Here is a 15766-nt window from a genome sequence, read left to right as displayed (position 1 = left end):
GGCACCGATATCATGGAAGGCAATAGAGAGAGCTTTATTTGGGAAAAGGACTACAAGATTGTGGATAATTTCGCTGTATGTATGTCGAAAGATTTCATTGAAAAGCATTTTGTAGGAAATATTACCCGCCAGCTGTGCAATGGCTCGTTGCGGACAACCTGGTGCGGGAGGGGGCTCAAATGAAACTGGCTTAACCTGCAATGGCCTCTTCGCGGGCAAGTCGGGTCGCCGCACCGCCGCTCCCACAGGTTTCGTGCGTGCCTCAGCCATCCACAGGGGGCTCCGCGGGGGCGGGGCGGTCCGGGCTATCACGACAATAGCGAACGGTGGTTGTCCAAAAACCTGCGAAAGAGGACAATTATCGGCTTCCCGTCACAACCAGCGACCTTGCATGGCCTTTCTTGCACTCGGTATCAACCATAAGACTGCCTCGGTAGACGTACGCGAGCGCGTGGCGTTTACCCCAGAGCAGCTGGTCGACGCCCTGCAGCAGCTCTGCCGACTGACCGCCAGCCGTGAGGCGGCGATCCTGTCGACCTGCAACCGTAGCGAGCTTTATATAGAGCAGGACCACCTGTCCGCCGACGCCGTTCTGCAATGGCTGGCCGACTATCACCGGCTGAGCCTGGACGAGCTGCGTGCAAGCGCCTACGTCCATGAGGAACACGACGCGGTCAAACACATGATGCGGGTGGCCTCCGGGCTCGACTCGCTGGTGCTCGGCGAACCGCAGATCCTCGGCCAGATGAAGTCCGCCTATGCGGTGGCGCGTGAGGCCGGCACCGTCGGCCCGCTGCTCGGGCGCCTGTTCCAGGCCACCTTCAGCGCCGCCAAGCAGGTGCGCACCGACACCGCGATCGGCGAAAACCCGGTGTCCGTGGCGTTCGCCGCGGTCAGCCTGGCCAAGCAGATCTTCAGTGACCTGGGCCGCAGCCAGGCCCTGCTGATCGGCGCCGGGGAAACCATCACCCTGGTCGCCCGCCACCTGCACGAGCAAGGTGTGCGCCGCATCGTCGTGGCCAACCGCACCCTGGAGCGGGCCAGCATGCTCGCCGAGCAGTTCGGTGCCCATGCCGTGCTGCTGGCCGACATCCCGCAGGAGCTGGCCAACAGCGATATCGTCATCAGCTCCACCGCCAGCCAGTTGCCGATCCTGGGCAAGGGCGCGGTGGAAAGCGCGCTGAAGCAGCGCCGGCACAAGCCGATCTTCATGGTCGATATCGCCGTGCCGCGTGACATCGAGCCGCAAGTGGGTGAGCTCGACGACGTGTACCTGTACACCGTCGATGACCTGCACGAAGTGGTCGCGGAAAACCTCAAGAGCCGCCAGGGCGCAGCCCAGGCCGCCGAGGAACTGGTCTCGGTGGGCGCCGAAGACTTCATGCTGCGTTTGCGCGAGCTGGCTGCTGTCGATGTGCTGCGCGCCTACCGCCAGCAAAGCGAGCGCCTGCGCGACGAAGAACTGCAAAAGGCCCAGCGCATGCTGGCCAATGGCGGCAACCCCGAGGATGTACTGGCGCAACTGGCCCGGGGCCTGACCAACAAACTCCTGCATGCCCCCAGCGTGCAGCTGAAAAAGCTCTCGGCCGAGGGCCGCCTCGATGCGCTGGCCATGGCCCAGGAACTCTTTGCCCTCAACGAGGGCTCGACGGACAAATCCCCGCAATGAAAGCGTCGCTGCTGAACAAACTGGAGATTCTCCAGGACCGCTTCGAGGAACTCACCGCGCTGCTGGGTGACGCCGAAGTCATATCCGACCAGACCCGCTTCCGCGCCTATTCCCGCGAATATGCCGAAGTCGAGCCGGTTTATGCCGCCTATAAAGAGTGGCGCAAGGTGCAGGACGACCTCGAGGGTGCCCAGGCGCTGCTCAAGGACGCCGACCCCGACCTGCGCGAGATGGCCGTGGAGGAAGTGCGCGAAGCCAAGGAGCAACTGGTCGAACTGGAGTCCAACCTGCAGCGCATGCTGCTGCCCAAGGACCCCAACGACGGCCGCAACGTGTTCCTTGAAATCCGCGCCGGTACCGGTGGCGACGAGGCGGCGATCTTCTCCGGCGACCTGTTCCGCATGTACTCGCGCTACGCCGAGAAGCGTGGCTGGCGCCTGGAGATCCTGTCCGAGAACGAAGGCGAACACGGCGGCTACAAAGAGATCATTGCCCGTGTCGAAGGCGAGAACGTGTACGGCAAGCTCAAGTTCGAATCCGGCGCGCACCGTGTTCAACGTGTACCGGAAACCGAATCCCAGGGCCGTATCCACACCTCGGCCTGCACCGTGGCCGTGCTGCCCGAGCCCGACGAGCAAGCGGCAATCGAGATCAACCCGGCTGACCTGCGCGTTGACACCTACCGCGCCTCCGGCGCTGGTGGCCAGCACGTGAACAAGACCGATTCGGCGATCCGCATCACCCACTTGCCCACCGGCATCGTGGTCGAGTGCCAGGAAGAGCGTTCGCAGCACAAGAACCGCGCCCGTGCCATGTCCTGGCTGTCGGCCAAGCTCAACGACATGCAGACCAGCGCCGCGCAGAACGCCATCGCCAGCGAGCGCAAGCTGCTGGTCGGTTCCGGTGACCGTTCCGAACGCATTCGTACCTACAATTATCCACAGGGGCGGGTAACCGATCACCGCATCAACCTGACCCTGTACTCCCTCGACGACATCCTCGCCGGTGGCGTGGAGGCCGTGATCGAACCGTTGCTGGCCGAGTACCAGGCCGACCAACTGGCGGCCCTGGGGGACTGATGACCATCATTGCCAGCCTGCTGCGCAACGCGCAGCTACCCGATTCGCCCAGCGAGCGCCTGGACGCCGAACTGCTGCTGGCTGCCGCCATCGGCAAGTCGCGCAGCTTCCTGCACACCTGGCCCGAGCGCATCGTCAGCAGCGAAGATGCCGAGACCTACGCCGGTTACCTGCAGCGCCGCCGTGCCGGCGAGCCGGTGGCCTACATCCTGGGGCAGCAGGGCTTCTGGAAGCTCGACCTGGAAGTGGCGCCGCATACGCTGATCCCGCGCCCGGATACCGAACTGCTGGTCGAAACGGCCCTGGAGCTGCAGCCCGCATCCCCCGCCAAGGTGCTCGACCTGGGCACTGGCACTGGCGCCATCGCCCTGGCCCTGGCCAGCGATTGCCCGGCCTGGCAGGTGACGGCCGTGGACCGCGTCGAACAAGCCGTGGCCCTGGCCGAACGCAATCGCCAGCGCCTGGGCCTGGGCAACGTCCAGGTACTCGCCAGCCACTGGTTCGGCAGCCTGGCCGGGCAGCGCTTCGACCTGATTCTGAGCAACCCGCCGTACATCCGCGCCGAAGACCCGCACCTGGTCGAGGGTGACGTGCGTTTCGAGCCCAGCAGTGCGCTGGTGGCCGGTACCGATGGCCTCGATGACCTGCGGGTGATCGTCGCCCAGGCACCGGAGCATCTGCTGCCGGGGGGCTGGTTGCTGCTTGAACACGGTTACGACCAGGCCGCCGACGTGCGTGCGCTGCTCAGTGCACGAGGCTTCACCGAAGTGGCCAGCCGCAAGGACCTGGGCGGCCATGAGCGTATTTCACTGGGGCGCCTGCCATGCTGACCGATCAGGAACTGTTGCGTTACAGCCGGCAGATCCTGCTGGCCCAGGTGGACATCGACGGCCAGTTGCGGCTCAAGCAGAGCAAGGCACTGATCGTCGGCCTCGGTGGCCTCGGCTCGCCGGTGGCGCTTTACCTGGCGGCCGCGGGGGTGGGTGAACTGCACCTGGCCGATTTCGACACCGTCGACCTGACCAACCTGCAACGCCAGGTCATCCATGACAGCGACAGCGTCGGCATGAGCAAGGTCGATTCGGCGCTGCAGCGGCTGCAGGCGATCAACCCCGAGATCGCCCTGGTCGCCCACCGCCAGGCACTGGACGAAGACTCCCTGGCAGCCGCAGTGGCGGCGGTCGACCTGGTGCTGGACTGCTCTGACAATTTCGGCACGCGCGAGGCGGTCAATGCGGCCTGCTTCGCGGCTGGCAAACCGCTGGTGAGCGGCGCGGCGATTCGCCTAGAAGGCCAGTTGTCGGTGTTCGACCCGCGCCGGGACTTCAGCCCTTGTTACCACTGCCTGTACGGCCACGGCAGCGAAGACGAACTGACCTGCAGCGAAGCGGGCGTGATCGGCCCGCTGGTGGGCCTGGTCGGTAGCCTGCAGGCGCTGGAGGCGATGAAACTGTTGGCGGGTTTCGGCGAACCGCTTGTTGGCCGCCTGCTGTTGATCGATGCCCTCGGCACGCGCTTGCGTGAGCTGCGGGTCAAGCGCGACCCGGCCTGTGCCGTGTGCGGCAAGCGCGATGGCTGAGCGCTCGGCGCCGGTCGGCGTGATGGACTCGGGGGTCGGCGGCTTGTCGGTGCTCGCCGAGATCCAGCGCCTGCTGCCCGATGAGTCGCTGCTCTATGTGGCCGATTGTGGTCATGTGCCCTATGGCGAGAAGTCCCCGGACTACATCCGCCAGCGCTGTCGGCGTATCGCCGAGTTCTTCCAGGCGCAAGGTGCCAAGGCAATGGTCCTGGCCTGCAACACCGCGACCGTGGCTGCGGTCGCCGACCTGCGCGAGTTGTACCCCGACTGGCCGCTGGTTGGCATGGAGCCGGCCGTCAAGCCTGCCGCTGCCGCCACCCGCTCGGGCGTGGTCGGTGTGCTGGCCACCACCGGCACCTTGCAGAGCGCCAAGTTCGCTGCCTTGCTCGACCGCTTCGCCAATGACGTACGAGTGGTCACCCAGCCCTGCCCGGGGCTGGTCGAGCGGATCGAAACCGGTGACCTCGGTAGCCCGCAGTTGCGCCAGTTGCTGCAGGGTTACGTGCAGCCGCTGCTGGCCGCCGGTTGCGACACGCTGATCCTCGGCTGCACCCATTACCCTTTCCTGCGCCCACTGTTGGCCGAGATGGTGCCTGCCGATGTGGCCATCATCGATACCGGTGCCGCCGTGGCGCGCCAACTGCAACGCCTGCTGGCTGGGCGCGACCTGCTGGCCGATGGGCCGACGCGTGGGGCACGCTTCTGGAGCAGCGGCGACCCGCTGTCCTTGGCGCAAATCCTGCCCGTGCTGTGGCATGGGTCCGATCGTGTGCAAAGCTTTGCGTTGTAAAAAAAACGTGAAAAGAAGCTGAACTATCGTACTACTGCCGATTTCTACCGCATTGCCTGATGGCAGGCGGACACTAATAACAGTATGGATAGAAGGATGTTTCTCATGAAGAAACTGCTCGGCTTGGCGGCGGCTGCCGCAGTCACCCTGGGGCAAGTGATGGCGGCGCAAGCGGCCGATGTTTCTTTTTCGGTCGGGCAGACCGGTGATTCCACCATGGTCTATCGGCTGGGACTGCAGTCGAACTGGGATGCCAGCTGGTGGCAGACCAGTGTCGGTCGGCTGACAGGCTATTGGGACGGGGCCTATACCTATTGGGACGGTGACGAGACGGCGAGCAATCATAGCCTGTCGTTTGCACCGGTGTTCGTCTATGAGTTCGCCGGCCAGTCGGTTAAGCCGTATATCGAGGCGGGCATTGGCGTGGCGGCGTTTTCCAGCACCGAACTCGAAAGCAACAAGCTAGGTTCGTCTTTCCAGTTCGAAGACCGGATTGGTTTCGGCCTGCGTTTTGCCGGTGGGCATGAGATTGGCGTGAGGGCGATCCACTATTCCAACGCGGGGCTGCAGACCCCTAACGATGGTGTCGAGAGCTACAGCCTGCATTACCGTATGGCCCTCTGATCATTCCTGTACCGGCCTCTTCGCGGCTGAAGCCGCTCCCACAAGTACTGAGTTGCCTGTGCGGTCCCTGTGGGAGCGGGTTCACCCGCGAAGAGGCCGGACCGCAAATGACAAGAATTAGCGGGACAATGGCCACAAGCTGCTGATGTCCAGCACCTCCAGCACCAGTTCGGGTTCACGCAGCGCCAAGCGAGCGATCAGTTCATCCGCCGCACTCTGCGCCGTCCAGGCATCCGGGACGGCCTGCACGGACGTCACGGGTGTCTTCAACGACTGTGGCGCCACCACGGTCAGGTCGATCCCCTGGTCCTTCAACGCCTGGCGTTGCTCGCGTGACCACTGTGGCAGATTGTTCCAGCCCGCCGACACTTGTGTCGGCGAGTAAAGCTGCAAGGCCGAATAACGGTTGAAAATCGCCATGACCTGCGGCTGATGCCCCTTGGCCAGTAGCGGTTGCGCACTGCTCAGGCAATGCTCGCCAGCCAGTTGGTTGTCATGGACGATGGCCTCGAACATATCGCTGTCCGCTACCTCATCGGCCAGGTAGTCACTGGTCCCGGCGTTGATGATCAATACGTCCAGCGAGCACCAGGCATGGCATATCTGCTCCGCCGCGCTGGCGGCCTGGCCTTCTTCATGCAACTGCCAAGGCAGGCTCAACAGGCGGCTGCCATGGCGCACGGCCAGTGCCTCCAGTTCCTCGCTTCCCTTGCCACTTGCGGCAACCCGGTGCCCTTGTTCGAGCAACCGTTCCACCAAGGCCAGACCCAGCCCATTGCTGGCTCCCGTAACCCAGAAACTACGCGAGTTATTCAAGATACTGCCCTCTGATCCTGCCGGCGTGGTAGGCCCTTGAAGGCTTCCAGTGCACGCTGGCGACTGCTGCCGAGATCGACGATCGGACTGTGATAGGAATTATTAGCAAAAAGGTCTGCAGACTTCACGGGCTGATGGATGGTTTTTTCATCCAGCCCCCGCAGTTCCGGTAGCCAGTGGCGGATGAAGCGACCTTCGGGGTCGAACCGCTGCGACTGGGAAACCGGGTTGAAGATACGGAAATAGGGCACTGCATCGGTGCCGGTGGAGGCACTCCACTGCCAGCCACCATTGTTCGCGGCCAGGTCGCCGTCTATCAGGTGGCGCATGAAATGGCGCTCGCCCAGGCGCCAGTCGATCAGCAGGTTCTTGCTGAGGAACATGGCGACGATCATGCGCAGGCGGTTGTGCATCCAGCCGGTGTGCAGCAATTGGCGCATGGCCGCGTCGATGATCGGGAAGCCGGTGCGCCCCTCCTGCCAGGCCTTGAAGTCGTCCGGCGCATCGCGCCAGGGCAGGGCTTCGGTCTGGGCGCGGAAGGCACGGTGCCGGGACACCTGTGGATAACCCGTCAGGATGTGTTTGTAGAACTCGCGCCAGAGCAGCTCGTTGATCCAGGTCTGGATGCCGCTGCTGCCACTGTCGAACTCACCGCGGTTGCTGGCGAGGGCGGCATGCAGGCATTGGCGGGGCGAGATCACGCCGGCGGCCAGGTAGGGAGACAGCTGGCTGGTGCCGGGCCTGGCCGGGAGGTCGCGCAGGCGTTCGTAGTCCTCGGCCGTTTCGTCCAGGAAGCGGCTGAGCCGCGCCTGCGCTTCGGCTTCACCGGCGGGCCAGTGATCGCTGAGTGCGCGGGCGGGTTTTTCGAAGCCGTCGATGTGCTGTGGGATCGGGTCGCTGTCGATCTGCAGCGGGGCCTGCTGTTTTACCCGTCGGGCCAAGCTTGGCAGGCTGCGGTGCAGGTGCTCCAGGCAGACCTTCTTGAACTGGGAGAAGACCTGGAAGTAGTCGCCGCTGCGGGTCAGGATGGTGCCCGGGCGGAAGAACAGCTGGTCGAGGTAGCTGTGGGCGCGGACGCCGGAATCCTGTAGCAGCTGGCGTGTGGCAGCATCGCGCCGCGTTTCGTTGATGCCGTATTCATCGTTCCAGTGCACCGCCTCGATGTTGTGCTGGCGGCAGACTTCGAGCAGGGTGGCCGGGGCCTGGTCCCAGGTGTCGATCTTGCGCACCAGCAGCGGGATGTTCAGTTGCTCCAGCGAATGGCGTAGCTGGCGCAGGTTGCGCAGCCAGAAGTCGACCTTGCAGGCAGCGTCGTCGTGGGCCTGCCACTGGCCGGGGCTGGCCAGCCACACGGCCACGGTCGGGCCGCGTTCGCAGGCGACGCTGAGGGCGGAGTTGTCATCGATGCGCAGGTCGCTGCGCAGCCAGATCAGTTGCATGGGGCACTCGTCTCTACAGGCCGGCGGACATTGCCTTGCAGCACACGCAATGCCGCCTGCGGGGTATCGAACAGGAAAAGGTCGGGCAGGTCGAAGGCGTGCAACTGGGCCTGGTGCAAAGCGAGGGTGGCGCCGCCCAGCAGCTTGGTCCCGGCGATGCCCTGCAAGGTGCGCAGCAAGGCGCTGGCATCGATACGCGGGCCCAGGTGCATCAGCACTGCCCGCGGCTGCAGGGTGATCACTGCACGTTGCAGCTGCGCGCTGGCCACCGGTTGTTCAAACACCTCTACCGGAATGCCGTTGCTGCTCAGCAACCAGGCGCACAGCCACAGGCTGGGGTCGAACGGGCGCTCACTGTCCTCGCACAGCAGCACGGCTGGCCCTTGTAGCGATTGGTTGTCGTGATACACCCGCGCCCCTAGCTTGCTGCGCAGCCAGGTGTGAAAAAACACCTGTTCAAGGCGTGCGTTGAAGTGGCTGCGCCAGCGCACGGCGAGGGACTCCAGCAATGGCAGGAGCAACTGTTCGCACAGTGTCACGGCGGGGTACAAGGCCATGGCCTGGTTAAGTTGCTGGTCGAGGGCACGTTGGGAAAGCGTGGCGATGGCCTCGATCAGCTGCTGCTGGCGCGGTTGCCAGTCACCCACAGGCGCCCGTTCCAGCGGTTGTTCGAGCAGTTCGCGAACCTGGCCGACGGACGCGCCGCGCTCGAGCCAGGCCAGAATCGCCTGCACCCGTTCAAGTTGGTCTTGCCCATACAAGCGGTGCCCCTTGGCGGTACGTTGCGGCTTGAGCAGGCCATAGCGGCGCTCCCAGGCACGCAAGGTGACCGGGTTCACCCCCGTGCGCCGGGCCAGTTCGCCGATCGGCAGGAGCGTTTCAGACAGCATTGCGCAGGCCCAGGCTGTCAGGGTGGGGCTGCAGGTAGGTCTGTTGCTGCAGGTAAGGGTCCGGGTGCTTGCGCAGGTGATGCTTGAGCAAGGTCAGCGGCACCACCAGCGGCACCACGCCCTGCTGGTACTGGCCGATGATGTGCTGCAGTTCGGCCTTGTCCTGCTGGGTCAGCGCGTCCTTGAAGTAGCCGCTCAGGTGCTGCAGCACGTTGCAGTGGGTGCCACGGCTGGCGCAGCGGCGCAGGGCCTGCATCAGCTGGCTGAAGTAGCGGGGGCCGACCTGCGCGGGGTCATCGTCGCGGCTCATGCTGCCCAGCAGGCGGCCAAGCTGGCGATAGGCCTGGGGGTTGTTGGCCATCAGCAGGTACTTGTAGCGGGAATGGAAACGCACCAGGGCGCCACGGCTCAACCCTTGTGCCAGCAGTTGCTGCCAGTCGGCGTAGGCATACACCCGGCTGATGAAGTTTTCCCGCAGTACCGGATCGTGCAGGCGGCCTTCCTCCTCGACCGGCAGATCGGGGCGGCGGGCGCAGAAGGCGGCGGCGTAGGCCCCCGTGCCGCCTTGTGGCGCAGGGTGGCCGTTGTCCTGGTAGACCTTGACCCGCTCCAGGCCGCAGGAAGGCGACTTCTGCATGAAGATGTAGCCGCAGATGTCATCGAGCTCAGCGGCCATCTGCTCGGCATAACTTCGCAGTGGGCCGGCCAGGTCAGTGCCTGGATTGCGCGTGCCGACCACGGTTGGCTGTGCAGGGTCGCCGACCAGGCGGATCGGCTCGCGTGGTACGCCCAGGCCGATGGCGACCTCTGGGCATATCGGCAGCCATTCGAAATGCGCTTCCAATTGTTCGCGGCACAGATCGGAGGCCTTGTGCCCGCCGTTGTAGCGCACGCTATGGCCGGTCAGGCAGGCGCTGATGGCGATACGGGGCTTATGGGCGTGGGCGGGTTCGTGCATGGCTGTCTCCGGAAAACTTGTACATGGAAGCAAGCGCGTACAAGTTCATTCCAGCACAGCCAGAAACTTATGCAACTAGTATTTTTTGTATAGCTTTGCCGTGTGATGTTATTCGAGATGTTCCAGCAGCCGTCGCGCGGCTTCCTGGCCGCTGAGCCAGGCACCTTCGACACGGCCAGACAGGCACCAGTCGCCGCAGGCATACAGGCCCTGATCGGCATCGGCCAGCGCGCCCCATTCGTGATTGCCGGCCGGGCGTGCATACAGCCAGCGGTGGGCCAAGGCGAAGCTCGGCGCCGGCACCACGCAGCCGACCAGTTCGGCGAACTCCCCCCACAGGTGCTCGATCACTTCTTCCTTGGCCAGGTCGATGTGCTGCTTGCTCCAGTCGGAGGTGGCGTGCAGCACCCAGGTGTCGAGGTGATCTTCACGGCCGGGTTTGCTGCGGTTGCGGGCCAGCCAGTCGAGCGCACTGTCCTGCACGAAGCAGCCTTGCATCGGCGTATCCAGCGCTGCCTGGAAGGCCAGGGCGACGGCCCAGGTCGGCTCCATCTGCACACCGGCTGCCACGGCGGCGAGCTTGGGCGTGGCGGCCAGCAACTGGGTGGCCTGGGGGGCGGGCACGGCGATCACCACGCGGCTGAAGGGGCCATGGCTGCACCCTTCGGTGTCCTGCAGATGCCAGTATTGCTTGCCGCGGAACACTTCGGCGATACGGCAGCCGAAATTGACCGTGACGTCCTTGAGCAGGCCGCGGGTAATGGCGCTCATGCGCGGCACGCCGACCCAGCGCGTCTGTTCGTCGGGGGAGGGGGTGAGTTCGCCATTGCGATAGTTGTACAGCTGTGGCTTCCACTGCTCGGCCCAGCCGGCAGCGACCCATTGCTGCACCTGCTCGACGAAGCGCCGGTCGCGGGCGGTGAAGTACTGCGCGCCAAGATCGAGAGCGCCGGCTTCGCTGCGCTTGCTGGCCATGCGCCCGCCACTGCCGTGGCCTTTGTCGAACAAGTGCACGGACTGCCCGGCCTTTTGCAGGGCCTGGGCGGCGGACAGGCCGGCGATACCGGCACCGATGATGGCAATAGGTACTGTCATGATGGCCTCTTCGAACCTTGCTGTAGGCAGACTACGCTGTCAGGTAAACCTGTACAATGCACAATGTTTGTATAAGGTTATTCCGCTTCATAGGCAGGTTGGCCTATGGTTATCCGAGAGCGATTGGTCTGGAAAAGTGCCTTGTTCTTAAAAATAGACCATGGCCGCACGCTGCGAGGACACAGCCATGCATATATTGCTGACAGGTGGTACCGGGTTGATCGGCCAGCACCTTTGCCAGTACTGGCTCGGCAAAGGCCATCGGCTTACCGTGTGGAGCCGGCGCCCTGAACACGTGCCTCGATTGTGTGGCAGCGGGGTGCGTGGCATCGGCCGGCTGGAGGACCTGGGCGCCGATGAGCAGGTGGATGCCGTGGTCAACCTGGCCGGTGCGCCGATCGCCGATCGGCCCTGGTCGGGCTCGCGGCGCAACCTGCTGTGGGCCAGTCGCATCACCCTGACCGAACAGCTGCTGGCCTGGTTGGGCAGCCGTGAACAGCGCCCCGAGGTGCTGATTTCCGGGTCCGCCGTGGGCTGGTATGGCGATGGCGGCGAGCGCGAGCTCACCGAAGCCTCCCCGCCGGTTCGCGAAGACTTCGCCAGCCAGCTGTGTATCGCCTGGGAAGAAACGGCCCAGCGTGCACAGCACTTGGGCATTCGCGTGGTACTGGTGCGTACCGGGCTGGTGCTGGCCAGTGACGGCGGCTTCTTGTCGCGCCTGCGGCTGTCGTTCAAGTTGGGCCTGGGCGGGCCATTGGGGGATGGTCGGCAATGGATGCCGTGGGTACATATCGACGACCAGATCGCCCTGATTGATTTTCTCTTGCAGCACAAGGATGCCAGCGGTCCTTATAATGCCTGCGCGCCAGAACCGGTACGCAACCGCGATTTCGCCAAGGCGCTGGGGCGTGCGCTGCACCGGCCGGCATTCATGCCAATGCCCGGGCTGCTGCTCAAGGCCGGCCTCGGCGAGCTGTCGACCTTGCTGCTTGGCGGCCAGCGGGCGCGCCCGGTGCGCTTGCTGGCGGCAGGCTTCACCTTCCGCTTCAACGATCTGCAATCGGCCCTGGGCAACCTGTCCAGCCGCCTCTGACATAGGACGCTGCATGACCGATCACGCTCTGCTGCTGGTCAACCTGGGTTCCCCGGCCTCCACCTCGGTGGCCGATGTGCGCCGCTACCTCAACCAGTTCCTGATGGACCCCTACGTGATCGACCTGCCTTGGCCGGTGCGGCGGCTGCTGGTGTCGCTGATCCTGGTCAAGCGCCCTGAGCAGTCGGCGCACGCCTATGCCTCGATCTGGTGGGATGAAGGTTCGCCGCTGGTCGTGCTGACACGGCGCCTGCAGGCGGCGATGGTCGAGCATTGGCCGCACGGGCCGGTGGAGGTTGCCATGCGCTACGGCGAGCCGGCGCTGCCCGAGGTGCTGGCTCGCCTGGCTGCACAAGGGGTGCGCAAGGTGACCCTGGCGCCGCTTTATCCACAGTTTGCCGACAGCACGGTGACCACGGTGGTGGCGCTGGCACAACAGACGGTCGCCGAGCGCCACTTGCCGCTGCAACTGCGGGTGCTGCAACCGTTCTACGATCATCCTGAGTACATCGATGCCCTGGTCGCCAGCGCCACGCCTTATCTGCAGCAGGACTACGACCACCTGCTGCTGAGTTTCCATGGCTTGCCAGAGCGCCACCTGAAGAAGCTCGACCCAACCGGCAAGCATGACTTCCAGGCGGCAGACTGCTGCAAGGACGCCAGTGCCGAGATGCGCGCGGTGTGCTACCGCGGGCAGTGCCTGGCGACGGCCAAGGCCTTCGCGACGAAAATGGGCATCCCCGATGGCAAATGGTCGGTGTCGTTCCAGTCGCGGTTGGGGCGGGCCAAATGGATCGAGCCTTACACCGAGACGCGCCTGGATGAGCTGGCCAAGGCCGGGGTGAAAAAGCTGCTGGTGATGTGCCCGGCGTTCGTTGCCGATTGCATCGAGACGCTGGAAGAGATCGGCATGCGCGGCAGCGAGCAGTTTGTCGAAGCGGGCGGCAAGGAACTGGTGCTGGTGCCGTGCCTGAATGATCACCCGGAGTGGGTGAGGGTGTTGGCGGGGATGTGCGAAAAGGTCTGATTTTTTAGTTGATCAGTCCCGGCCTCTTCGCGGGTTCACCGCGAAGGGGCCGGATCAGGCTAACGCCGAATCAAGGCAACTGATCATCCAGCTTCTTGTGCTTCCAGCCATCATTGCCCGGCAGGATCAGGTTCAGCGCGATCGCCACGATGGCGCACAGGGCAATACCCTTCAGGCCCCAGTCGTCCGGGCCGTCGCCACTGCCGATCAGCACGCCGCCGATACCGAACACCAGGGTCACCGAAACGATCACCAGGTTGCGCGCTTCGGCCAGGTCGATCTTGTGGCGGATCATGGTGTTCATGCCCACCGCCGCGATCGAGCCGAACAGCAGGCACAGAATGCCGCCCATCACCGGTACCGGGATGCTCTGCAGCAGCGCGCCGAACTTGCCGATGAAGGCCAGGGTGATGGCGAACACCGCCGCCCAGGTCATGATCTTCGGGTTGTAGTTCTTGGTCAGCATCACCGCGCCGGTCACTTCGGCGTAGGTGGTGTTGGGCGGGCCGCCGAACAGGCCGGCTGCGGTAGTGGCCAGGCCGTCACCCAGCAGGGTGCGATGCAGGCCGGGCTTCTTCAGGTAGTCGCGGCCGGTCACGCTGCCGACGGCAATCACCCCGCCGATGTGCTCGATCGCCGGTGCCAGGGCAACCGGGACGATGAACAGGATGGCCTGCCAGTTGAACGCCGGCGCGGTGAAGTTGGGGATTTCCAGCCACGGTGCGGCGGCGATCTTGGCGGTGTCGACCACGCCGAAGGCGAACGACAGGGCAAAACCCACCAGCACGCCGGCAATGATCGGCACCAGGCGGAAGATGCCCTTGCCGAACACGGCGACGATCAGGGTGGTCAGCAGCGCCGGCATGGAGATCAGCATCGCCGTCTTGTACGGCAGCAGCACGCTGCCGTCACCGGCCTTGCCCATCGCCATGTTGGCGGCGATCGGGGCCATGGCCAGGCCGATGGAAATGATCACCGGGCCAATTACCACCGGCGGCAGCATGCGGTCGATGAAGCCGGTGCCCTTGATCTTCACCATCAGGCCCATGAAGGTGTAGACGAAACCGGCGGCCATCACGCCGCCCATGGTCTCGGCCAGGCCGAACTGGCCCTTGGCAAGGATGATCGGGGTGATGAAGGCAAAGCTCGACGCCAGGAATACCGGTACCTGACGGCCGGTGACCAGCTGGAACAGCAGGGTGCCGATGCCGGCGGTGAACAGGGCCACGTTCGGGTCCAGGCCGGTGATCAGCGGCATCAGCACCAGCGCGCCGAATGCCACGAAAAGCATCTGCGCGCCCGAGACGACCTGGCGCCAGAGCGGGTCGTTGAAGCCGTCCTGCATGGTCAGGCGTCCTTCTGCTTGGTGCCGAAGATCTTGTCACCGGCATCGCCCAGGCCTGGGACGATGTAACCATGTTCGTTCAGGCGCTGGTCGATCGAGGCGGTGTAGATCTGTACGTCCGGGTGCGCTTTTTCGACCACGTCGATGCCTTCTGGCGCGGCGACCAGCACCATGGCGCGGATCTCCTTGCAGCCGGCCTTCTTCAGCAGGTCGATGGTGGCGACCATCGAGCCGCCAGTGGCGAGCATCGGGTCGATGATCAGGGCCAGGCGCTGGTTGATGTCCGGCGCGAGCTTTTCCAGGTAGGTGTGCGCTTCGAGGGTTTCCTCGTTGCGGGCAACGCCGACCGCGCTGACCTTGGCGCCCGGGATCAGGCTGAGCACGCCGTCGAGCATGCCGATGCCGGCGCGCAGGATCGGCACCACGGTGATCTTCTTGCCGGCGATTTTTTCAACTTGCACCTTGCCGCACCAGCCGTCGATCTCGTAGGTTTCGAGGGGCAGGTCCTGGGTGGCTTCGTAGGTCAGTAGCGCGCCGACTTCCTGGGCGAGTTCGCGAAAATTCTTGGTGCTGATGTCGGCACGGCGCATGAGGCCGAGCTTGTGGCGGATCAGCGGATGGCGGATCTCACGAGTAGGCATGGGGGGCTCCGAAAGGCGGGCAAAAAAACCGCGCTAGATTAATCTATTCAGCCTTTGCTGTCGTGTAGTCCTTTTGCACGTTAGTCCATAAATGCTTGATCTGTGACGAGCGGATGCGTACCTTTGCCCGCTTTTCCAAAATGCACCCCCTGGAGAGCGCCATGTCCGCCGATCTCGAGCACATCCGTCAAGTCATGCGCGAGGCAGACTGCCTTTACAACGAAGCCGAAGTCGAAGCGGCCATCGCCAAGGTCGGCGAGCAGATCTGCCACGACCTGCACGACAAGAACCCGGTGGTGTTCTGCGTGATGAACGGTGGCCTGATCTTCGCCGGCAAGCTGCTGACCCACCTGCAGTTCCCGCTGGAAGTCTCGTACATCCACGCCACTCGCTACCGCAACCAGACCAGTGGCGGCGAGTTGTTCTGGAAGGCCAAGCCGGAAGTGTCGTTCATCGACCGCGATGTGCTGATCGTCGATGACATCCTCGACGAAGGCCATACCCTCAGCGCCATCATCGAATTCTGCAAGCATGCCGGCGCGCGTTCGGTGCACACGGCGGTACTAATCGACAAGGACCACGACCGCAAGGCCAGCCCGGGCCTGAAGGCCAGCTATGCCGGCCTGCCGTGCATCGATCGCTATATCTTTGGTTACGGAATGGACTATAAAGGCTACTGGCGCAACGCAAACGGTATTTTCGCGGTCAAGGGACTGTAATC

At 64.2% G+C, this 15766-nt stretch carries 16 protein-coding genes; 9 read left to right on the top strand and 7 right to left on the bottom strand.

From position 1 onward, the window contains the following. The first annotated feature begins 391 nt into the window (after window positions 1–391). The 6 genes from hemA (at window position 392) to CAF78_RS15835 (ending at window position 5741) form a co-directional block, all read left to right on the top strand. The gene (gene hemA / locus CAF78_RS15860; protein WP_085673904.1) at window positions 392–1669 is read left to right on the top strand and encodes a glutamyl-tRNA reductase; all 1278 of its coding nucleotides are present in this window, start codon (window positions 392–394) and stop codon (window positions 1667–1669) included. Next, window positions 1666–2748, top strand: coding sequence for a peptide chain release factor 1 (gene prfA, locus CAF78_RS15855; protein ID WP_085673902.1), 1083 nt, complete (start codon window positions 1666–1668; stop codon window positions 2746–2748). Before hemA ends, prfA begins: the two co-directional genes overlap by 4 nt. Further along, window positions 2748–3578, top strand: coding sequence for a peptide chain release factor N(5)-glutamine methyltransferase (prmC, locus tag CAF78_RS15850; RefSeq protein ID WP_085673900.1), 831 nt, complete (start codon window positions 2748–2750; stop codon window positions 3576–3578). The genes prfA and prmC overlap by 1 nt, the downstream gene beginning before the upstream one ends. Beyond that, window positions 3572–4327, top strand: coding sequence for a molybdopterin-synthase adenylyltransferase MoeB (locus CAF78_RS15845; RefSeq protein WP_085673898.1), 756 nt, complete (start codon window positions 3572–3574; stop codon window positions 4325–4327). The genes prmC and CAF78_RS15845 overlap by 7 nt, the downstream gene beginning before the upstream one ends. Then, window positions 4320–5117 (top strand): glutamate racemase, encoded by a 798-nt coding sequence (murI, locus tag CAF78_RS15840; protein ID WP_085673896.1) that lies wholly within the window; start codon window positions 4320–4322, stop codon window positions 5115–5117. The genes CAF78_RS15845 and murI overlap by 8 nt, the downstream gene beginning before the upstream one ends. Before the next feature lie 105 nt (window positions 5118–5222). Then, complete coding sequence (locus CAF78_RS15835) at window positions 5223–5741, top strand: acyloxyacyl hydrolase (protein WP_085673894.1); 519 nt, start codon at window positions 5223–5225, stop codon at window positions 5739–5741. Between the two features lie 117 nt (window positions 5742–5858). Here the strand turns inward: CAF78_RS15835 and CAF78_RS15830 are convergent, their stop codons facing one another. The 5 genes from CAF78_RS15830 to CAF78_RS15810 form a co-directional block, all read right to left on the bottom strand. After that, complete coding sequence (locus CAF78_RS15830) at window positions 5859–6557, bottom strand: SDR family oxidoreductase (protein WP_085673892.1); 699 nt, start codon at window positions 6555–6557, stop codon at window positions 5859–5861. Further along, entirely contained in the window at window positions 6554–7996 is a 1443-nt protein-coding gene (gene phrB, locus CAF78_RS15825; RefSeq protein ID WP_085673890.1) for a deoxyribodipyrimidine photo-lyase, read from the bottom strand. Before phrB ends, CAF78_RS15830 begins: the two co-directional genes overlap by 4 nt. Continuing rightward, complete coding sequence (locus CAF78_RS15820; RefSeq protein WP_085673888.1) at window positions 7987–8886, bottom strand: MerR family transcriptional regulator; 900 nt, start codon at window positions 8884–8886, stop codon at window positions 7987–7989. The genes phrB and CAF78_RS15820 overlap by 10 nt, the downstream gene beginning before the upstream one ends. Further along, the gene (locus CAF78_RS15815; protein WP_085673885.1) at window positions 8876–9844 is read right to left on the bottom strand and encodes a DUF523 and DUF1722 domain-containing protein; all 969 of its coding nucleotides are present in this window, start codon (window positions 9842–9844) and stop codon (window positions 8876–8878) included. Before CAF78_RS15815 ends, CAF78_RS15820 begins: the two co-directional genes overlap by 11 nt. A 108-nt stretch (window positions 9845–9952) precedes the next feature. Then, window positions 9953–10939 carry an NAD(P)/FAD-dependent oxidoreductase gene (locus CAF78_RS15810; RefSeq protein ID WP_085673883.1) on the bottom strand — a complete coding sequence of 329 codons (987 nt, stop codon included), beginning with the start codon at window positions 10937–10939 and terminating at the stop codon, window positions 9953–9955. Window positions 10940–11126: 187 nt separating this feature from the next. On the opposite strand from CAF78_RS15810, the gene CAF78_RS15805 reads away from it, so the two are divergent. Next, window positions 11127–12032 (top strand): TIGR01777 family oxidoreductase, encoded by a 906-nt coding sequence (locus CAF78_RS15805; RefSeq protein WP_085673881.1) that lies wholly within the window; start codon window positions 11127–11129, stop codon window positions 12030–12032. 13 nt (window positions 12033–12045) lie between these two features. Then, a complete protein-coding gene (gene hemH / locus CAF78_RS15800) occupies window positions 12046–13059 on the top strand; it encodes a ferrochelatase (protein WP_085673879.1) in 1014 nt (337 codons plus the stop codon). Between the two features lie 70 nt (window positions 13060–13129). Here hemH and CAF78_RS15795 read toward each other — a convergent pair whose 3' ends face one another. Continuing rightward, window positions 13130–14404 (bottom strand): uracil-xanthine permease family protein, encoded by a 1275-nt coding sequence (locus tag CAF78_RS15795; RefSeq protein WP_085673877.1) that lies wholly within the window; start codon window positions 14402–14404, stop codon window positions 13130–13132. A gap of 2 nt (window positions 14405–14406) precedes the next feature. After that, entirely contained in the window at window positions 14407–15045 is a 639-nt protein-coding gene (gene upp, locus CAF78_RS15790; RefSeq protein ID WP_012316249.1) for a uracil phosphoribosyltransferase, read from the bottom strand. Window positions 15046–15206: 161 nt separating this feature from the next. Here upp and CAF78_RS15785 point away from each other — a divergent pair, with 161 nt between their 5' ends. Continuing rightward, on the top strand, window positions 15207–15764 hold the full coding sequence (locus tag CAF78_RS15785; RefSeq protein ID WP_085673875.1) for a hypoxanthine-guanine phosphoribosyltransferase: 558 nt from the start codon (window positions 15207–15209) through the stop codon (window positions 15762–15764). The last annotated feature ends 2 nt before the right edge of the window (window positions 15765–15766 follow it).

This window comes from Pseudomonas sp. R28(2017), assembly GCF_002112505.1.
Taxonomy (GTDB): Bacteria; Pseudomonadota; Gammaproteobacteria; order Pseudomonadales; family Pseudomonadaceae; genus Aquipseudomonas.
Note: the sequence above shows the minus strand (reverse complement) of the source record. Positions and strands in the feature narration are given on the sequence as shown.